Below are 19,693 nucleotides of genomic sequence, written 5' to 3'. Positions count from 1 at the left end.
GTTCACCGGCAGGCACTCCTTCGTGCGTGAGGATCGGTCAGGACCCGTGGATGGCTCCCACTGTGTCGGTCCGCGCACCGTCCGCGCACCACCGACAGCGGAAATTCTCCTGCGCGGGACGTGAATCCGTACAGACGTGCCTGTGTTCGCTCCGCGCACGAGAGGTGTTGCGGAGCTCCGCGGCGGTCGCCACGCGTGCGGAGCCATCGGCCCTGGCGTGCGGGAACGTCGGGAACACCCTCCGGTGCGCGGTCCGGAGAACATCCCAGCCATACCCAGTCGGCCGCACCGCATTCATGGCCGATCCAGGTCAGATCACCCGCCGACGTTGACACCCCGGCCGTACGGATGGTGGGCTCTGGCTCGTTCGTACGAGCGGGGGACGACTCGGGACGGGGTGGCTCCGTGCAGACCAGGGGCAGCAAGCGGGTCACGGCCACGGCTGCGGCGGTCGCCGTCATCGGCGCACTGCTGGGCGGCTCGGCGGTGGTGGGTCCCCCCAGCGCCTTCGCCTCGCCGACCGCGCCCGACGCGCCGGACGGACCCGCCGCGCCGAACGCGGGCGCGGCACCCGCGGTGGTGCCCGCGGCACTGCGCGACCCGGCGCCCGTTCCCGTGCCCGCCCCCGTGCTCGACCCCGGCTCCGATCCGGCGCGCGCCGCCGACGGGGGGCTCGCGGTGTGGCCCCGGCCGCAGTCGATGGCCGCCGACCCGGCGCGCGCGGTGCCGCTGGGCCCCGAGGCCGTGCTGGTGCTGCCCGCGGGCGTGGACGCGTACGCCGCCCAGGTGGTCCGCGACGCCCTGCACGGGGCGGGCGTACGGACCCTGCACGAGCGGGCCGACGGGGAACCGCTGCCCGACGCCGTCCCCGTCGTACGGCTCCAAGGCGCCGATGCCGAGCGGGCGCTGCACGCCCTGGGCTCGGGCGCGGCCGGCGACCTCCCGGCCGGCGGCTACCGGCTGGCGGTGGGCCGCGTCGAGGGGCGGGACACGGTCGCGCTGGCCGGCACCGGCGACGACGGGCTGTTCCACGCGGCACAGACGCTGCGTCAACTGCTGGCCCAGGGCGGCGGGAAGGTGCCGGGCGTCCTCGTACGGGACTGGCCGACCGCGCCGGTGCGCGGGATCACGGAGGGGTTCTACGGGACTCCGTGGACGGCCGCCCAGCGGCTCGCGCAGGTGGAGTTCATGGGCCGCACCAAGCTGAACCGGCTGCTGCTGGCGCCCGGTGACGACCCGTACCGGACCACGGAATGGCGCCGCGACTACCCGGCGCCGCGGGCGGCGGAGCTGCGGGAGCTGGCCGACCGGGCGCGCGCCAACAAGGTGGTGCTCGCCTGGGCGGTGGCGCCCGGGCAGTCGATGTGCCTGGCCTCCTCGGCCGACCGGGCGGCGCTCGCCCGCAAGCTGGACGCCATGTGGGACCTGGGGTTCCGGGCGTTCCAGGTGCAGTTCCAGGACGTCAGCTACACCGAGTGGGGCTGCCGGGCCGACCGCGAGCGGTACGGCAAGGGCCCTGCGGCGGCCGCGAAGGCGCACGCGGAGGTGGCGGGCGAGCTGGCCGCGCACCTGGCCCGGCGCTATCCGGGGGCGCCCGCGCTGTCGCTGCTGCCGACGGAGTACTACCAGGAGGGCGCGACGCCCTACCGGACCGCGCTGGCCGAGGCCCTGGACGAGCGGGTGGAGGTGGCCTGGACCGGCGTCGGCGTGGTGCCGCGCACGATCACCGGGCAGGAGATGAACGGGGCGCGCTCGGCGCTCGGCCGGCACCCGCTGGTCACCATGGACAACTACCCGGTCAACGACTGGGATCCGGGCCGGATCTTCCTCGGCCCGTACGCGGGACGCGACCCGGTGGTCGCGGGCGGTTCGGCGGCCGTGCTGGCCAACGCCATGCCCCAGGGCACGCTGTCGCGCATCCCGCTGTTCACCGCGTCGGACTTCACGTGGAACCCGCGCGGCTACCGGGCCGCCGACTCCTGGGCGGCGGCCGTGGCCTCGCTCGCCGGACCCGACCCCAAGGCCCGCGAGGCCCTGGCCGCGCTGGCCGGGAACAACGCCTCTTCCGGCCTCGCCCAGCCGGAGTCCGCCTACCTGGTCCCGCTGATGGAGGAGTTCTGGCGGGCCCGCAGCTCGGGCGACCCGGCGGCGGGCGACCGGCTGCGCGCCGCCTTCCGCGTGCTGCGCGAGGCCCCGGACCGGCTGCCCGCGCTCGCGGAGGAGGCGGGGCCCTGGCTGTCGCGGCTCGCGCGCTACGGGGCGGCCGGGGAGCTGGCCCTCGACGTCCTCCAGGCGCAGGCCCGCGGGGACGGGGCGGCGGCCTGGCAGGCCTCGCAGGCCCTCACCACCGCCCGTGCGGCGCTGTCCGGGGCGGAAGCCGCCCGGGTCGACAAGGCGGTGCTGGACCCCTTCCTGGCGCGGGCGGCGGCCGAGGCCGACGCGTGGACCGGCGCGGCCCGCGCGCCGGGCACGGTGACCCGGCAGGCCGACGCGTGGACGGTCCAGCTGTCGGATGCCCGGCCGGTGTCGGTGGTGACCGTGATGACCGACCCGCTGCCGCCGGGCAGCCGGGGCGCCGTGATCGAGGCCCACGTACCGGGAGAGGGCTGGCGCAAGGTCGCGGAGGCGGCGCCGTCGGGCTGGACCCAGGCGGACGTGGGCGGCCTACGGGCCGACGCGGTCCGGCTCGTCTGGTCGGGCCCGGCTCCGGCCGTGCACGGCGTGGTCCCGTGGACGGCGGACGGGCCGGAGGCCCGCTTCGAGCTGGCGCAGACCGTGGACGCGGAGATCGGCGGGGCCGCGCAGCGGATCCCGGCGCAGCTGTCCGCGCTGCGTCCCGGCGAGGTCCGCGGGCCCCTGTCGGCGACCGCGCCGCCGGGGATCTCGGTGCGCCTGCCGGAGACGGCCGCGGCCGCACGCGGTACGACGGCGACCGTCCCGGTCGAGGTCGCGGTGGCCGCGGGCACGGCGCCGGGCACCTACGAGGTCCCGGTCACCTTCGGCTCCGAGACGCACACGCTGAAGGTCCGCGCCCATCCGCGGACGGCCGGCCCGAACCTGCTGCGCTCCGCCGTGGCCTCCTCCTCGGCCGACGAGACCCCGGCGTTCCCCGCGTCGGGGGCGCTGGACGATTCCCCGGCCACCCGCTGGTCCTCGCCCGCGGCCGACGGGGCCTGGTGGCAGGCGGAGCTGCCGGCGCCTGCGCGGATCGGGCTGCTGCGGCTGCGGTGGCAGGAGGCGTACCCGTCCCGGTTCCGGGTGGAGACCTCCGCGGACGGTGTCGGCTGGCACCCGTCGGCGACGGTCGAGTCCCGCGGCGGAGTGGACTCCGTCCACCTGGACCCGGCGGCCGGGCCGGCCCGCTTCGTCCGGGTCACCTGCGAGACCCGCGCCACCCGCTACGGCTGCAGCCTGCTCGGAGCCGAGGCCTTCGCGGTGGCCGCCCCGTAACCCTGCGGGGCAAGTCCCCTACCCGCCCTTCCACCGTTCCCCGGGCTCCGCCCGGACCCGGTCCTCACACGCGAAATCCAGCCTCGCCGGCGTTTGAGGCGCGGGGTCCGGGGCGGAGCCCCGGGGAACGGGCGAAGGGTGGGTAGGGGAACTCCGCCCCGCGCAGCGCCAAGGGTCGCTGCGGGGACACCGGCCCCGCGCAGCGGCACACCCGCAGCCGGGGCCCGGCTCAGGGGGCTACGACGCGACCGCCGCGGCGGCCACCGGGACCCCGATGCGATCCAGCGCATCCTCCGCCCCGTACGGCTGGAGGTACGGCATCCAGCACGGATCCCGGTGCCCCGTCCCGATGATCCGCCAGGCCAGCCCCGACGGCGGAGCCGGCTGGTGCCGCAGCCGCCAGCCGAGATCGACGAGGTGCCGGTCGGCCTTGACGTGGTTGCAGCGGCGGCACGCGGCGACGACGTTGTCCCAGGCGTGCTGCCCGCCCCGGCTGCGCGGGATGACGTGGTCGACACTGGTGGCGACGGCCCCGCAGTACATGCAGCGGCCACCGTCCCGGGCGAACAACGCGCGGCGGGTGAGTGGAACGGGCCCCCGGTAGGGGACCCGCACGAAGCGCTTGAGCCGAACCACGCTGGGAGCGGGGACGGCCCTTGTCGCGCTGTGCAGAAAGGCGCCGGATTCTTCCAGGGAGACGGCTTTGTTCTCCAGGACGAGGACGAGCGCGCGACGGAGCGGTACGACGCCGAGGGGCTCGTACGACGCGTTGAGGACCAGGACGTGCGGCACGGACTGCCTCCTATAACGCCGGCGGCGCGTGGCTCGCGCCGGGACGATCTGCTTTCCAGTCTCCCCTTACGGCTGGTCGAAGCGCCACCACGCGCCCGTAACGGGTCCGAGGTGTTTTCGACCACACCCGCTTCCTCCCCGCGTGAGTCTGGTCTCTCCCTCGAACACGGCAACAAGTCAGGCCTAATGCCCCGTTAGGGTGGATGGTCTGCCCGCCCCACCCCTTCCGCGGGCAGGACGCTACATCTGGAGGTTCCCGCCGTGCCCTGGCCTGCCGCCCTGCTCCCGCTCGCAGCCGACAACCCGGACGCGTCCGAAACGATCAGAGAAACGCACGAGAGCGTCACGAACGCCGCCAGTTTCATCGAGGAGAACTGGGCCGGATGGCTGGCCCTGGGCCTGCGGATCCTCCTCATCCTGGTCGCCGCCTTCGCCCTGCGCTCGGTGGTCCGCAAGTCGCTGACCAAGCTGATCACCCGGATGAACCGCGGCGCCGACGCCGTCGAGGGCACGGCCCTGAGCGGCCTGCTGGTCAATGCCGAGCGGCGCCGTCAGCGGTCCGAGGCCATCGGTTCGGTGCTGCGCTCGGTGGCCTCGTTCCTGATCCTCGGCACGGCGGCCCTGATGGTGCTCGGCGCGCTCGACATCAACCTGGGGCCGCTGCTGGCGAGCGCCGGTGTGGCCGGTGTGGCCATCGGTTTCGGCGCCCGGAACCTGGTCACGGACTTCCTCTCCGGCGTGTTCATGATCCTCGAGGACCAGTACGGCGTCGGCGACAAGATCGACGCCGGGGTGGCCTCGGGCGAGGTCGTCGAGGTGGGTCTGCGCGTCACCAAGCTGCGCGGCGACAACGGCGAGATCTGGTACGTCCGCAACGGCGAGATCAAGCGGATCGGCAACCTCAGCCAGGGCTGGGCCACGGCGAGCGTCGCGGTGCAGGTCAAGCCCACCGAGAGCCTGTCCCGCATCCGCGCGGTGATCAAGGACATCGCCGACACCATGGCCAAGGAGTCCCCGTGGGACGAGCGGCTGTGGGGTCCGGTGGAGGTGCTGGGCCTGGACGAGGTGCTGCTGGCCTCGATGTCGGTGTCGGTGTCGGCGAAGACGATGCCGGGCCAGCAGTTCGCCGTGGAGCGCGAGCTCCGCTGGCGGATCAAGGACGCCTTCGACGCCGCGGGCATCGGGATCGTCGGGGGCCTTCCGGCGCCCGAGGAGGATGCCGCTCCGGCCGACCCCGCGGCCGCCGTGGCCCCGCCGTCGGCGCTCGCGAACCCGACGTCCCCGCAGTCCCTGGCCACCGCGGAGATCCCGCAGCCGGCCGCGGGCGGCTCGGTCTCCGGCCCGCGCATCACGAAGTAGCGCCCGCCCCGCTCCGCCGGGCACAGCCCGGCCCCGCGCACAGACACACCGCTGCCCCCGTAGGTCCGACCTGCGGGGGCAGTGGTGTACGCAGTGCCATTGACACGAGCGACCCACCAATAGGAAACTTACCTAACAGTTCACCTCGGTGAGAGAGAAGTCACCCCATGCCCGCCACCCCCGGTACGCCCAGCCTGTTGCGCGCCCTGAACGACCGGGCCGCGCTCGAGCTCCTGCTGACGCACGGTCCCCTGTCCCGGACCCGGATCGGGCATCTCACCGGCCTCTCGAAGCCCACCGCCTCCCAGCTCCTGGCCCGGCTGGAGTCCGCCGGGCTCGTCGTCGCCACCGGCACCGCCACCGGCCGCCCCGGCCCCAACGCGCAGCTCTACGCCGTCAACGCGCGGGCCGCCTACGTCGCCGGGCTCGACGTCACCCCGGGCCGGATCCTCGCCTCCGTGGCCGACCTGACCGGCGAGGTGATCGGCAGCCACGAGCTCCCCTACGCGGAGTCCGTCGGGCCGGTCGAGCACGTCACCCGCGCCCTCGGCGAGGCCGTCAAGGACGCCGGGCTGCACCTCGCCGACATCCACCGGGTGGTCATCGCGACCCCCGGCTCCTTCGACCCCCGCACCGGGGTGCTGCGCTACGCCGACCACCTGGTGGGCTGGCAGTCCCCCACGCTCCTCGACGAGCTGGCCGCGGCCCTGCCGATGCCGTTCGAGTACGAGAACGACGTGAACCTCGCCGCCGTCGCCGAACAGCTGCTCGGCGCCGCCCGCGGCCACGAGGACTTCGTCCTGCTGTGGAACGAGGAGGGCCTCGGGGCCGCCCTCGTGCTCGGCGGCCGGCTGCACCGCGGCTGGACCGGCGGCGCCGGGGAGATCGGTTTCCTGCCGGTCGCCGGGCACCCCCTGGTCCGTCAGGTCACCCAGGTCAACTCCGGCGGCTACCAGGAGCTGGCCGGCGCACAAGTACTGCCCGCGATGGCGGCCCGGCTCGGCGTCGACGCACCGCCGGCCGCCGCGGCCGGGGCCGGCTCGGTGCACGGCGCCGTGCACGGGGCCGAGTCCGGGGCCATGGTCGAAGCGGCGGCCGCGCTGCTGGCCCAGGCCGCCGCCGCACCCGAGGGGCCCCACCTGGACCTCCTGCGGGAGTACGCCACCGCCCTCGCCACCGGCCTGGCCTCGCTGGTCGCCGTACTGGACCCGGAGATCGTGATCCTCTCCGGCGCCCTGACCATCGCGGGCGGAGAGCCGCTGCGCGAACTCCTCGAAGCCGAGCTCGCCGACCTCGCCCCGTCCCGGCCCCTGCTGGTGACCGGCGAGGTGCGGGAACGGCCCGTACTGCGCGGGGCGCTGGAAAGCGCCCTCGCCGCCACCCGCGACGAGGTCTTCGACACCTCCCGCCGCTGAACCGCACCACCCGGCACGACCGCACCATCCGGCACCACCTCGCACCACCGGCACCTCCCCGCACCACGGCACGCATCCCCCTGCACCACCACCCCTCCAGGAAGTCCCCCCGCGCAGAGAGTGACTCCGCCATGCCCGGAATCCGCCGCCTGACCGTCGCCGCAACCGCCGTCGCCGCGATATCCGTACTCGCCACCGCGTGTACGGGCTCCGCCTCCAACACGGCCGCCGACGACCCGAACAAGGACGTCACCCTCAACTTCTGGCACGGTTGGTCCGCCCCCAGCGAGATCAAGGCCATCGAGGACAACATCGCCCGGTTCCAGAAGGCTCACCCGAACATCAAGGTGAACGTCACGGGCAACATGACGGACGACAAGATCAACCAGGCGCTGCGCGCCGGCGGGGAGAAGGCCCCCGACGTGGTCTCCTCCTTCACCACCGACAGCGTCGGCAAGTTCTGCAACTCCGGCGCCTTCGCCGACCTGAACCCGTTCCTGAAGAAGTCCGGGATCGACAAGGAGAAGGTCTTCCCCAAGACCCTGCTGGAGTACACCCAGTTCAAGGGCAACCAGTGCACGCTGCCGCTGCTGAACGACGCGTACGGCCTCGTCTACAACAAGACCGCCTTCGAGGCCGCCGGGATCACCGAACCGCCCAAGACGTGGAGCCAGTTCGTGGCCGCCGCGCAGAAGCTGACGATCGCCAAGGGCGATTCGTACGAGCAGCTCGGCATCATGCCCACCTACCACGGCTACGAGACCGCCCCCCAGCGGCTGGCCGCGCTGTGGAGCCCGTCGTACTTCGACGCCGACGGCAAGTCCAACCTGGCCAAGGACCCGGGCTTCGCGCAGATGCTGACGGCGCAGAAGGACCTGGTCGGCAAGCTCGGCGGGTACGAGAAGCTGGAGAAGTTCCGCACCACCTTCGGCGACGAGTGGAGCGCCGAGCACCCCTTCCACCTCGGACTGGTGGCCATGCAGATCGACGGCGAGTGGCGGGCCCCCATGGCGAAGGAGGCCGGGGTGAAGTTCGAGATCGGGACCGCGCCGATGCCCGTCCCCGACGACCGGGTCTCCGAGTACGGCAAGGGCTACCTCGCCGGCACGATCATGGGCATCGCCTCGGGCAGCAAGAAGCAGAACGCCGCCTGGGAGCTGACGAAGTACATGACGACCGACACCGAGGCGGTCGTGGAGTTCGCCAACGCCATCCACAACGTGCCCTCCACGCTGGCCGCCCTGGACTCCCCCAAGCTCCAGGTGAGCCCGGAGTTCAAGACGTTCATCGACATCGCCAAGCACCCGAAGTCGACCACCACCCCGGCGCAGGCGGACGGCGGCACCTACCAGCTGACCTTCACGGACTTCGCGTACGCGGTCGAGAAGGGCGAGGTCACGGACATCCCCGCCGGTCTCGCCAAGACCGACCAGCAGATCGACACGGACATCGCGAAGGCGAAGTAGCCCGATGGCCGGCACCCTCTCCCCCGAACTACGCGCCAGGCGCCGCAGGTCGACGCTGCGCACGGCGGCCTTCATGTCGCCCTGGCTGATCGGGTTCAGCGTCTTCTTCGCCTACCCGCTCGTCTCCACCGTCTACTTCTCCTTCACCAAGTACGACGGCTTCCGCCCGCCCGTCTTCAACGGGCTGGACAACTGGACCTACGTCTTCTCCGACCTCCCGATGTTCTGGCCGGCGATGCGCAACACCCTGTGGCTGGTCGTGATCATGGTCGCCTGCCGGGTCGCCTTCGGCCTCGGCATCGGCCTGCTCATCACCAAGATCAAACTGGGCACGGGCGTCTTCCGCACCCTGTTCTACCTGCCCTACCTGGCCCCTCCGGTCGCGGCGACCCTCGCCTTCGTCTTCCTGCTCAACCCGGGCACCGGCCCGGTGAACACCCTGCTGGACGCCGTCGGAGTGTCCGGACCCGGCTGGTTCACGGACCCCGCCTGGTCCAAGCCGGCACTGACCGCGCTCGCGGTGTGGGGGATCGGCGACCTGATGGTCATCTTCATGGCCGCGCTGCTCGACGTACCGCGCGAGCAGTACGAGGCCGCCGAGCTGGACGGGGCCGGGGCGCTGGCGCGCTTCCGCCACATCACCCTGCCGAACATCTCGCCGATCATCCTGTTCGCGGTAGTCACCGGGGTCATCCAGGCGATGCAGTTCTACACGCAGCCCCTGGTGGCGGGGAAGGTGGCGTCCGGCGTGATGGGCGGCTCGGGCCAGCAGTTCGAGCCCGGGTACCCCGACAAGTCCACCCTGACCCTGCCCCAGGTCATCTACAACGTCGGCTTCCAGCGCTTCGACTACGGCACCGCCTGCGTGGTCGCCCTGGTGCTGTTCGCCCTCTCCATGGCCTTCACCGCGCTGCTCATGCGGCGGCGCGGCGGGCTGATCGAGGCAGGTGACTGAGGATCATGAGCCAGACCATCACCCGCGGCGCGCGGCCGAGCCCGCGTCCCGCCGCGCCCGGCACCCCGGACTCGGCCCGGGTCGTGCGCACCGCCCGCCGCAAGGCCGCCCTGCACTGGGTGGCCGTGCACTCCCTGGGCGTCGCGGCGGCGCTCTTCTTCGTCCTCCCCTTCGTGTTCCTCTTCCTGACCTCGGTGATGAGCGACCAGCAGGCGCTGACCCGCGACCTGTGGCCGCGCACCTGGGAGTGGGGCAACTACGCGAAGGTGTGGGACACCCCCGGCTTCCTGACCTGGTGGCGCAACACCCTGATGTACGCGGGCCTCGGCACCCTCCTGACCGTGGTCTCCTCGGTGCCGGTCGCCTACGCGCTCGCCAAGTTCCGCTTCCGCGGCCGGCGGCTGTCGCTGCTGCTGGTGATCGCCATGATGATGCTGCCGCCCCAGGTGGTCGTCATCCCGATGTACCTCTTCTGGGCCCAGCAGCTGGACCTCTCCGGCACCCTGTGGCCGCTGATCATCCCGATGGCCTTCGGTGATGCCTTCTCCATCTTCCTGCTGCGCCAGTTCCTGCTGACGATCCCCGACGAGTACCTGGACGCGGCGAGGGTCGACGGCTGCGGCGAACTGCGCACCATGCTGCGCGTGGTCCTGCCGATGGCGAAGCCCGGGATCGCGGCCGTGGCGCTGTTCCAGTTCTTCTGCGCCTGGAACGACTACTTCGGCCCGCAGATCTACGCCTCGGACAACCCGGCCGCCTGGACGCTCAGTTACGGACTGGAGTCCTTCAAGGGCGCGCACCACACCAACTGGAACCTGACCATGGCGGCGACCGTGCTGGTCATGGCCCCGGTGATCGTCCTCTTCTTCTTCGCCCAGAAGGCGTTCGTCGAAGGCGTCACCCTGACCGGAGTGAAAGGCTAGTGACGATGAAACTCGCAGTGGTGGGCGGCGGTTCCACCTATACCCCCGAGCTGATCGACGGGTTCGCCCGACTGCGCGACACCCTGCCCATCAGCGAGCTGGTGCTGATCGACCCGGCCGCCGAGCGACTGGAGCTGATCGGCGGCCTGGCGCGGCGGATCTTCGCCAAGCAGGGGCACCCGGGCCTGATCACCACCACCTCCGACCTCGACGCGGGCGTCGCGGACGCGGACGCGGTCCTGATCCAGCTGCGCATCGGCGGGCAGGCGGCCCGGCTCCAGGACGAGACCTGGCCGCTGGAGTGCGGCTGCGTGGGCCAGGAGACCACCGGGGCCGGCGGTCTCGCCAAGGCGCTGCGCACGGTCCCGGTGGTCCTCGACATCGCCGAGCGGGTCCGGCGCTCCAACCCGGACGCGTGGATCATCGACTTCACCAACCCGGTCGGGATCGTCACCCGCGCCCTGCTGCAGGCCGGGCACAAGGCGGTCGGGCTGTGCAACGTGGCCATCGGCTTCCAGCGCAGGTTCGCCGCGATGCTGGACCTGACGCCGGCCGACATCCACCTCGACCACGTGGGCCTCAACCACCTCACCTGGGAGTTGGGGGTGCGCAAGGGCGGCCCGGAGGGCGAGAACCTGCTGCCGCAGCTCATCGCCCGGCACGGCGACGCCATCGCCGCGGACCTGCGGCTGCCGCGTGCGGTGCTGGACCGGCTCGGCGTGGTCCCCTCGTACTACCTGCGCTACTTCTACGCCCACGACGAGGTGGTCCGGGAGCTCGGCACCAAGCCCTCGCGGGCCGCCGAGGTCGCCGCGATGGAGAAGGAACTGCTCGGCCTGTACGGGGATCCCGCGCTGGACGAGAAGCCGGAACTGCTCGCCAAGCGGGGCGGCGCCTTCTACTCGGAGGCGGCGGTGGACCTGGCCGCGGCCCTGCTGGGCGACGGCGGGAGCGCCGTGCAGGTGGTCAACACGCTGAACAACGGCATCCTGCCGTTCCTGCCCGACGACGCGGTCGTCGAGGTGCAGGCGCGTGTGGACCGCACCGGGCCGTCGCCGCTGGCCGTACCGCGGCTGGACCCGCTGTACTCGGGGCTCATCGCCCACGTCACGGCGTACGAGGACCTCGCGCTGGACGCGGCGCTGCGGGGCGGCCGCGAGCGGGTCTTCAAGGCGCTGCTGGCGCACCCGCTGGTGGGCCAGTTCGACCTCGCCGAGGGGCTGACGGACCGGCTCCTCGCGCACAACAAGGAGCACCTGGCATGGGCGTGAGCCGGCCCGTTCCCCCGCCCTCGGCCGCGGCGGTCCTCGCCGTCGACGCGGGCAACAGCAAGACGGACGTGGCGCTGATCGCCGCGGACGGCCGCGTCCTCGGCACCGGACGCGCGGGCGGCTTCCAGCCCCCGCGCGTCGGGGTCGAGGCGGCGGTGGACGTCGTCGGGCGGGCCGTCGCCGAGGCGGCCGCGGCCGCCGGGCTGCCGGAGCCCGCGGCCGGAGCCCCGTACGCCGTCCGGGTTTCGGCCTGTCTGGCCAACGCGGACCTCCCGGTGGAGGAGGCCCTGCTCGCGCAGGCGATCGACGCGCGGGGCTGGGGCACGGCCACCGAGGTCCGCAACGACACCTTCGCGATCCTGCGGGCCGGCCTCGGCGAGAACGCCGGGGGCCCGCGCGGGGTCGCGGTGGTGTGCGGAGCGGGCATCAACTGCGTGGGCATGCTGCCCGACGGGCGCACCGCCCGGTTCCCGGCCCTCGGGCAGATCTCCGGTGACTGGGGCGGCGGCGGCGGACTGGCCGCCGAGGCCATGTGGTGGGCGGCGCGCGCCGAGGACGGGCGCGGCGGTCCCACCGAGCTCGCGACGGCCCTGCCGCGGCACTTCGCGCGGGATTCCATGCACGCGCTGATCGAGGCGCTGCACCTGGGCATCGTCGAGCCCGTACGGATGCACGAGTTGGTGCCGGTGCTGTTCGATGTGGCCGCGGCCGGCGATCCGGTCGCCGCGGCCCTCGTCGAGCGGCAGGCCGAGGAGGTCGTGGCCCTGGCCTCGGTGGCGCTGGAGCGGCTCGGGCTGCTGGCCGAGGAGGCGCCCGTCCTGCTGGGCGGCAGCGTCCTGGCCGCCCGGCACCCGCGGCTGAACGGCCGCGTGGAGGCCCTGCTGGCCGAACGGGCCCCGCACGCCCGGGTCTCGGTGGTGACGGCCGCGCCGGTGCTGGGCGCGGGCCTGCTGGGTCTGGACGCGCTGGGGGCCGGGCCCGAGGCCTACGGGAAGCTGCGCGCCCATTTCGGATGAACCGCTTCGGTTGAACCGTTTCGGATGAACCGCGCCCGCACCGGAACCATCACGGCCCCCTGGGCGTACTGACGGTGAAGGGGTGGAGCGGACGGGGGGACCGGCCGGGGCAGGACCGGGGACGGATCGGGGCGGATCGTGCCTGATCCCGGACCGGGTGCTGTGGAGGACCGCCACTAAGGCCATACTGCTGCGAAGCACGAAGGACCGAGGGGGAGGTCAGGGTGGCCATCACATCACGCGCGCCCGCGCCCGGCGGCGTCTCGGCGCCCTCCGGGCCGCCGGCGCCGCCGCCCGACGGGCTGCCCCGGCGGGGCACCGCCTGGGCGGAGGGCGTGGAGCGGCTGCGCGCGGCCGCCACCACCGAGCCCGGCCGGCTGCGGATCGTCGGCGCGGCCCTGGCCGCACTGGTCCTGCTGTTCGGCGCGGTGGCCGTCTGGGAGATCTCCGGCCGGGTCACCGCGGCCGACGACGTCGTGGGCCGCAGTCAGCCGCTGAGCGCCGACGCGGCCAGCATCTACCGCTCCCTCGCGGACGCCGACACCGCCTCCTCCAGCGGTTTCCTCGCGGGCGGCAACGAGCCCCGCGAGGTCCGCAGCCGGTACGAGAAGGACATAGCCAACGCGTCCCGGCTGCTGGTGAACGCGGCCGCCAGCACCACGGCCGGCGACGACTCCCGCAAGCAGATCACCCTGCTGAGCGAGCAGCTCCCCCGCTACGCCGGCCTGATCGAGCAGGCCCGGGCCACCAACAAGCAGGGCCTGCCGCTCGGCGGCGCCTACCTCCGGTACGCGAACGAGCAGATGAGCACCCAGCTGCTGCCCGCCGCGCAGCGGCTGTACGAGGCGGAGACCGGCCGGCTCTACACGGACTACGACGAGGCCCGCGCGCTGCCCCTGGCCTCGCTCGGGGCCGGTCTGCTCGCCCTCGCCGCCCTGCTCTGGGCCCAGCGGCGCAACTACCGGCGGACGAACCGCGTCTTCAACCACGGGCTCGTCGCGGCGACCACCGCCTCGCTGGTGCTGCTGCTGTGGCTGGCCGCGGGGCACACGGTCGCCCGGTCGGGGCTGAGCGAGGCCCGCACGGACGGGCAGGAGTCGCTCAAGGTGCTCAACGACGCGCGGATCGCCTCGCTCCAGGCGCGGGCCAACGAGAACCTCACCCTGGTGTCGCGCGGAGCCGTCCTGGCCGAGGACAAGAAGTCCGACAAGTACGACGTGGACTTCTCGAACGACATGAAGGACCTGGACGCGGGCCTGGCGACGGCGGCGAAGCTGGCCGACGACACGGCCGGCCGCGATCCCGTGGCCCGCGCCGCCGAAGGCGTGCGGCAGTGGAAGGGGCTGCACGCGGCGGCCCGGCAGACCGACTTGACGGGCGACTACCAGGGCGCCGTCGGGCAGGTCATCGGCGACAAGGACCACCCGAAGCCCACGGGCACCGCCTTCGACACGGTGGACGCCTCGCTGGAGGAGGCCGTGCTGCACGAGCAGCGCGAGTTCACCCGGGCGGCGCGGGACGGGCTCGGGGCGCTCGACGGTTTGGTGACGGGAACGGCGGCCCTGGCGGTCGTCGGCGCGGTGGCCGCCCTGCTCGGCATCGGGCGCAGGCTTTCGGAGTACAGGTGAGAGCGATGCCGGGACGGGTGAAGCGCGCGGGCGAGGGTTCCGAGGGGTCCGGGGGCACCACGACTCCTGCGCTGGCCCCGGAGGCCATCGTGGCCTCCGGGGAAGGCACGGCGGAGCCCGCGGAGGGCGCCGCCGAGGTCCGGGACGTACGCGGCCTGCGGCGGCTGACGGGCCGGCTGCGCGGCTGGGGCGGGGTCGGTGCGATGGCCGCGGCCTGCGCGCTGACGGCGGCGGCCGTGCTGCTGCCCCTGGCCCAGGCGGCCCCGGGAGGCTCGGGAGCCTCCTCGCTGGTGCGCGAGCCGGCCAGGATGGCCGTCGCTCCGCAGACACCGGCGGACACCTGTGAGAACCCGGAGGCGAGCCTGCGCCCCAACGGGCTGGACGGCTCCGCGATCCAGCGGATCCGCGCGGCGGGCCACCTCGTCGCGGGCGTGGACCAGAACAGCTTCAAATGGGGCTACCGCAACCCGGCCGGGGAGCTCGACGGCTTCGACATCGCCCTGGTCAAGGCCATAGCGAAGGACATCTTCGGCGAGGACGGCAAGGTCATCTACCGGGCCATCCCCACCAGCCAGCGCATCTCCGCGCTCAAGGACGGCACCGTCGACATCGTCGTGCGCACGATGACCGTCAACTGCAAGCGGCTGGAGGAAGTCGCCTTCTCGACGGCGTACTTCGAGGCCGGGCAGCAGGTGCTGGCCCCCAAGGGTTCGACGATCACCGGTTACGACGCTTCGCTGAAGGGCCGCCGCATCTGCACGGCGGCAGGCTCCACGGCCGAGTCGGCACTGGCCGCCCAGTCCTACGGCGCCGTCCCGGTCAGCGTGTCCAACCAGCTCGACTGTCTGGTCCGGCTGCAGCTGGGCGAGGTGGACGGCATCATCACGGACAACGCCCTCGCCGCCGGCCAGGCCGCGCAGGACCCGTCGGTCGCACTGGTGGGCTCCCCGTTCACCAAGGAGTTCTACGGGGTGGCCATGAACAAGGACGCCGGCGACCTGGTGCGCCGGGTCAACAAGGTGCTGGAGGACTACCGCGCGGGCGGCGGCAACAGCCCCTGGATGAAGGCCTACAGGGACCACCTGGAGCCCGTGCTGCCCGGCGTGGGCGGCCCGCCCGTTCCCAAGTACCGGGACTGAGGCCGGTGTCGGATTCTGAGCCCGATGTCACAAGACCGGAGGCGGGATCGGTGGAGGCACATCCTTTGGGGGCGCAGCCGGCGGTGATGGACCGGGACGGCGTGGACCGTGCGCTGGCCCGGCTGGGTGCGGAGCACGAGGCCGTCGAGACCTCGCTGCTCGCGCTCCAGGACCACTCCGGCCGACGGCTCCTGGAGGGCGCCGGGCTGACCGGGGTCACCAAGGAGCGGTGGGCCGAGGCCGATGCGGCCATCACCCGGCTGTGGCGGTACTTCGACGCCTACAGCGGGGCGCTGGGCGCCGCCCGGGAGATCCGCGAGCGGCGGCGCTGGCCGAGCCGCGAGGACCTGGTCGAGCTGACGGACCGGCTGCGCGGGCCCGGGGTGCTGATCTCCGGTGCCGCGGTGGAGGGGGCCCCGCTCGCGGAGCGGTTCTCCCTCGCCGAGCTGGTGTCCCGCATGAACGAGCTGTACGCGAGCTCCCTGGACGTGGTGGTCGCCGCGGACTCCGTCTGGTCGGCGCTGCCCGCCCGGATCGACCTCCTCGCCGCCGAACTGCACCGCACCCGCGCCCTCGCCCACTCGGTGGGGGTCCGGCCGGGGGAACATCCCTCGGGGGACGACCTGGAGGCCATCACGGCCGAGCTGGCGGACCTGCGGGCCCGGGTGATCGAGGACCCGCTGGCGTTCTGGTGCGCGGTCGCCGGGAGTTCCGCGCCGGGTGGCGGCCGTCCGGACACCGGGCGCTACGACCGGGCCGCGCGCGCCCTGGAGGACGTACGCCGGGAGGTCGAGGCGGTACTGACCGTCCGGCAGGACGCCGAGCAGCGGCTGATCGGGCTGCGGGACGTGCTCTCGCGGGCCGACCGGACCCTGGCGGAGGCCCGGGTGGCCCGCGGCGAGGTGCTGGCGAAGATCGCGGCGTCCGAGGTGCCCGCGGTGAGCGGCCCGCCGACGGTGCTGCAGGAGCAGCTCTCGGCGGCGGCCGAGTACCGGCGCCGGGCCCAGTGGCACCGGCTGTCGCCGCTGCTGGAGTCCTTGGAGGAGCGGGCCGAGGAGGAATTGCGCCGGGCCCGCGAATCGTTGACCGCGGTGACGGCTCCGCTGGCCGTGCGCGCGGAGCTGCGCGGACGGCTCGACGCCTACCGGGCGAAGGTGGCCCGGCTCGGCATGGCGGAGGATCCGCTGCTGATGGAGCGGTACGACACCGCCCGGCGGATGCTGTGGAGCGCTCCCTGCGATCTGCGGGCCGCCGAGCAGGCGGTGCTGCGCTACCAGTGGGCCACGGCCGAGGCGCTGCCGTCACCGCAGCAGGCCCAGCAGGACCAGCAGGATCAACAGGGGCACCGACCGGTGCGCGAGTGGCCCGACGGGCCGAGGGAGGGGGACGCGTGAGTCTGATCGGAACGGCGTGCATGCGCCCCGGCTGCCCGGGGACGTACGAGGACATGGGCGGCGGCGAGGTCTACTGCGGCACCTGCGGGCTGGCGCCGGCCGGCGCCGTCGCGGCGGGCGCCGAGGAGCTGGTGTCGGTACCGACGGCGATGACGAGCGCCGCCCGCCACGGGGACTCCGAGTGGTCACAGGGCTCGCACGGGTCCCAGGGCTCGCACGGGTCCGGGCGGTCCTCGTCCTCCTCCTCGCGGGCTTCCCGCTCCTCGCGATCGTCTTCCTCCCGGCGCTCCGTGTCGGGACGGCTCTCGCGCGCCCTCTCCGGGGCCGCGTCCACCCGTTCGGTGTCGGTGCGCAGTTCGGGTTCGGCCGCCGCGGGTTCGGGCCGCAGCCGCCTGGGCGCCGGGCTGGTCAACGTACCGGAGGTGCCTCGTCCGGATCCTTCGGCGGCGGTGCTGGAGAACCCGGAGGTCCCGGAGCGCAAGCGGTTCTGCTCGCGTTCGGACTGCGGTGCGCCGGTGGGGCGGGCCCGCGGGGAGCGGCCGGGCCGGACGGAAGGTTTCTGTACCAAGTGCGGGCACCCGTACTCCTTCGTGCCCAAGCTGCGCGCGGGCGACCTCGTCCACGGCCAGTACGAGGTCGCGGGCTGCCTCGCGCACGGCGGGCTGGGCTGGGTCTACCTCGCGGTGGACCGGGCCGTGTCGGACCGGTGGGTGGTGCTCAAGGGCCTGCTGGACACCGGGGACCAGGACGCGATGGCGGCCGCGATCTCGGAGCGGCGCTTCCTCGCGGAGATCGAGCACTCCAACATCGTGCGGATCTACAACTTCGTGGAGCACCTGGACCAGCGGACCGGTTCGCTGGACGGGTACATCGTCATGGAGTACGTCGGCGGCAAATCCCTCAAGGAGATCGCCAACGAGCGGCGCAGGCCGGACGGCCGCCGGGACCCGCTGCCGGTGGAGCAGGCGTGCGCGTACGGCATCGAGGCGCTGGAGGCGCTCGGCCACCTGCACACGAGGAACCTCCTCTACTGCGACTTCAAGGTCGACAACGCCATCCAGCAGGCCGACCAGCTGAAGTTGATCGACATGGGCGCGGTCCGGCGGATGGACGACGAGGAGTCGGCCATCTACGGCACCGTCGGCTACCAGGCGCCGGAGGTGGCGGAGGTCGGCCCGTCGGTCGCCTCCGACCTGTACACGGTGGCGCGCACGCTGGCCGTGCTGACTTTCGACTTCCAGGGCTACACGAACGTGTTCGTGGACTCCCTGCCGGACCCCGAGCACATCGAGGTGTTCGGGCGGTACGAGTCCTTCTACCGGCTGCTGGTACGGGCCACCGACCCGGATCCCGGACGGCGGTTCGCGTCCGCCCAGGAGATGGCGGACCAGCTGACGGGGGTGCTGCGGGAGGTCGTCGCGCTCCAGACGGGCCGCCCGAGGCCGCAGGTCTCCACCCTCTTCGGCCCCGAGCTGCGGGTGCCGGACGACCGGCTGTTCATCGACGACACGTCCGGCGGCCACGTGTCCCGGCTGGGCGAGCGGCCCGTGAAGCGGCGGCGGGCGGGCCGGGCCCCGGCTCCGGCCGCCGTCCCCGCGCCCGTGCCCGTTCCCACCCCGTCTCCCGGCGCCGCCGTGTCCGCGGGGGCTCCGGCCGCGCCTCCTTCGACTTCGCCGATCACGGGGTACGGCACGACCGGGCTGGTCACCACGGCGACGCACCGGGCCGCCGGTCCCGGCGTACCGGCCCCGCGGCCGGCGCCGACGACCGCACCGCTGCCGCCCGTCGGGATCACCGCCGCGCGGCGGCCCGAGCCGTCCACGCTGGACACCCGCGAGGCCGCGCTGGCGCTGCCCGTGCCGCTGGTCGACGCCGGGGACCCCAACGCAGGTTTCCTGGCGGGTCTGCTGGCCTCCGCGCCGGCCGACCTGCTGACCGCGCTCGGCTCGGCGCCCGCCGAGTCCGCGGAGCTGCGGCTGCGGGAGCTGCGGGCCCGGCTCGAACTGGGCGGCGCCGACGCGCCGCTCGTCGCCGACGCGCTGGCCCGGCTGGAGGCGCAGCACCCCGACGACTGGCGCGTGGTGTGGGCCCGCGGCATCTCCTCGCTGGCCGTCGGGGAGGACGAGACGGCGGCCCTGTCCTTCGACGCCGTCTACGACGCCTTCCCCGGCGAACCGGCGCCGAAGCTGGCGCTGGGGCTGTGCGCGGAGGTGCTGGGGCAGCTGGACAACGCCGCCGAGTACTACCGGCTGGTGTGGGCCACGGATCCGGGGTTCGTCGGGGCGGCGTTCGGGCTGGCCCGGGTGCAACTGGCCACCGGGGACCGGGCCGGAGCCGTGCGCACGCTGGAATCCGTACCGGAGGCCTCGATCCACCACACCGCCGCGCGGGTGGCGGCCGTACGGGCACGCCTGCGCGACCGGTCTCCCCAGGAGGCGCTGCTTCCCGATCTGACGGCGGCCGCGGCGCAGGTGGAAGCCCTGGGACGGTTCGGCCTGGACTCGGTGCGCCACGAGCGGCTCAGGGCGGAAGTTCTGGGCTCGGCGCTGGACTGGGTACTGTCGGGTAGCCGGGGTTCCGACCCCGGCCCTGCCTCGCTCCTCGGCTGCCAACTGGACGAGCGGGGGCTGCGCTTCGGCCTGGAGCGCTCGTTCCGCGTGCTGGCTCGGCTGGCGCAGCGGGGCGAGGAGAGGATCGAACTGGTGGAGCGGGCAAACCGTTTCCGTCCCCGGACGTGGGTGTGATTGATGTCGATGCATCGGCTGTCGGGCTGCCCCAGCTGCGCGGAACCGCTGGAGGAGGGTGACCGTTTCTGCGGCCTCTGCGGCTACGCCCTCACCACCTCGGCCCCCACGGAGCCCGGCCCCCCGCAACGAACGACCCCA

At 73.6% G+C, this 19,693-nt stretch carries 13 protein-coding genes; 12 read left to right on the top strand and 1 reads right to left on the bottom strand.

What is annotated here, in order from left to right; genetic code table 11:
• Window positions 1–405: 405 nt before the first annotated feature.
• Window positions 406–3,450, top strand: a complete 3,045-nt coding sequence (locus ACE1OC_RS26760) for a beta-N-acetylglucosaminidase domain-containing protein (RefSeq protein WP_407839155.1) — start codon at window positions 406–408, stop codon at window positions 3,448–3,450.
• Between the two features lie 237 nt (window positions 3,451–3,687).
• Here the strand turns inward: ACE1OC_RS26760 and ACE1OC_RS26755 are convergent, their stop codons facing one another.
• Window positions 3,688–4,242: an HNH endonuclease gene (locus ACE1OC_RS26755; RefSeq protein WP_266877654.1), complete on the bottom strand. Its 555-nt coding sequence runs from the start codon at window positions 4,240–4,242 to the stop codon at window positions 3,688–3,690.
• A 261-nt stretch (window positions 4,243–4,503) separates the two neighbouring features.
• Here ACE1OC_RS26755 and ACE1OC_RS26750 point away from each other — a divergent pair, with 261 nt between their 5' ends.
• The 11 genes from ACE1OC_RS26750 to ACE1OC_RS26700 all read left to right on the top strand — a co-directional run bounded on the left by ACE1OC_RS26750 (window position 4,504) and on the right by ACE1OC_RS26700 (window position 19,552).
• Window positions 4,504–5,601, top strand: a complete 1,098-nt coding sequence (locus ACE1OC_RS26750; RefSeq protein WP_407839154.1) for a mechanosensitive ion channel family protein — start codon at window positions 4,504–4,506, stop codon at window positions 5,599–5,601.
• Window positions 5,602–5,768: 167 nt separating this feature from the next.
• Window positions 5,769–7,016, top strand: a complete 1,248-nt coding sequence (locus ACE1OC_RS26745; RefSeq protein WP_407839153.1) for an ROK family transcriptional regulator — start codon at window positions 5,769–5,771, stop codon at window positions 7,014–7,016.
• A 131-nt stretch (window positions 7,017–7,147) separates the two neighbouring features.
• Entirely contained in the window at window positions 7,148–8,482 is a 1,335-nt protein-coding gene (locus tag ACE1OC_RS26740; RefSeq protein ID WP_407839152.1) for an ABC transporter substrate-binding protein, read from the top strand.
• Window positions 8,483–8,486: 4 nt separating this feature from the next.
• The gene (locus ACE1OC_RS26735; RefSeq protein ID WP_407839151.1) at window positions 8,487–9,437 is read left to right on the top strand and encodes a carbohydrate ABC transporter permease; all 951 of its coding nucleotides are present in this window, start codon (window positions 8,487–8,489) and stop codon (window positions 9,435–9,437) included.
• Window positions 9,438–9,442: 5 nt separating this feature from the next.
• Window positions 9,443–10,360 carry a carbohydrate ABC transporter permease gene (locus ACE1OC_RS26730; RefSeq protein ID WP_407839150.1) on the top strand — a complete coding sequence of 306 codons (918 nt, stop codon included), beginning with the start codon at window positions 9,443–9,445 and terminating at the stop codon, window positions 10,358–10,360.
• 5 nt (window positions 10,361–10,365) lie between these two features.
• Window positions 10,366–11,631: a 6-phospho-beta-glucosidase gene (locus ACE1OC_RS26725; protein ID WP_407839149.1), complete on the top strand. Its 1,266-nt coding sequence runs from the start codon at window positions 10,366–10,368 to the stop codon at window positions 11,629–11,631.
• Window positions 11,622–12,647: an N-acetylglucosamine kinase gene (locus ACE1OC_RS26720; protein ID WP_407839148.1), complete on the top strand. Its 1,026-nt coding sequence runs from the start codon at window positions 11,622–11,624 to the stop codon at window positions 12,645–12,647. Before ACE1OC_RS26725 ends, ACE1OC_RS26720 begins: the two co-directional genes overlap by 10 nt.
• A gap of 224 nt (window positions 12,648–12,871) precedes the next feature.
• Window positions 12,872–14,275, top strand: coding sequence for a hypothetical protein (locus ACE1OC_RS26715; RefSeq protein ID WP_407839147.1), 1,404 nt, complete (start codon window positions 12,872–12,874; stop codon window positions 14,273–14,275).
• Window positions 14,276–14,478: 203 nt separating this feature from the next.
• On the top strand, window positions 14,479–15,414 hold the full coding sequence (locus ACE1OC_RS26710) for a glutamate ABC transporter substrate-binding protein (protein WP_407841690.1): 936 nt from the start codon (window positions 14,479–14,481) through the stop codon (window positions 15,412–15,414).
• Between the two features lie 86 nt (window positions 15,415–15,500).
• Complete coding sequence (locus tag ACE1OC_RS26705) at window positions 15,501–16,808, top strand: hypothetical protein (protein WP_407841689.1); 1,308 nt, start codon at window positions 15,501–15,503, stop codon at window positions 16,806–16,808.
• A gap of 5 nt (window positions 16,809–16,813) precedes the next feature.
• Complete coding sequence (locus ACE1OC_RS26700) at window positions 16,814–19,552, top strand: serine/threonine-protein kinase (RefSeq protein WP_407841688.1); 2,739 nt, start codon at window positions 16,814–16,816, stop codon at window positions 19,550–19,552.
• Window positions 19,553–19,693 lie beyond the last annotated feature (141 nt).

The sequence above is a fragment of the Streptomyces stoeckheimensis genome, assembly GCF_045822005.1.
Taxonomy (GTDB): domain Bacteria; phylum Actinomycetota; class Actinomycetes; order Streptomycetales; family Streptomycetaceae; genus Streptomyces; species Streptomyces stoeckheimensis.
This window is presented reverse-complemented; position numbering and strand designations above follow the sequence as displayed.

Coding starts and splice junctions, on each gene's coding strand:
- ACE1OC_RS26710 (WP_407841690.1), top strand. CDS start 14,479: ATGGCCGCGGCCTGCGCGCTGACGGCGGCGGCCGTGCTGCTGCCCCTG.
- ACE1OC_RS26730 (WP_407839150.1), top strand. CDS start 9,443: ATGAGCCAGACCATCACCCGCGGCGCGCGGCCGAGCCCGCGTCCCGCC.
- ACE1OC_RS26740 (WP_407839152.1), top strand. CDS start 7,148: ATGCCCGGAATCCGCCGCCTGACCGTCGCCGCAACCGCCGTCGCCGCG.
- ACE1OC_RS26720 (WP_407839148.1), top strand. CDS start 11,622: ATGGGCGTGAGCCGGCCCGTTCCCCCGCCCTCGGCCGCGGCGGTCCTC.
- ACE1OC_RS26735 (WP_407839151.1), top strand. CDS start 8,487: ATGGCCGGCACCCTCTCCCCCGAACTACGCGCCAGGCGCCGCAGGTCG.
- ACE1OC_RS26705 (WP_407841689.1), top strand. CDS start 15,501: ATGGACCGGGACGGCGTGGACCGTGCGCTGGCCCGGCTGGGTGCGGAG.
- ACE1OC_RS26745 (WP_407839153.1), top strand. CDS start 5,769: ATGCCCGCCACCCCCGGTACGCCCAGCCTGTTGCGCGCCCTGAACGAC.
- ACE1OC_RS26725 (WP_407839149.1), top strand. CDS start 10,366: ATGAAACTCGCAGTGGTGGGCGGCGGTTCCACCTATACCCCCGAGCTG.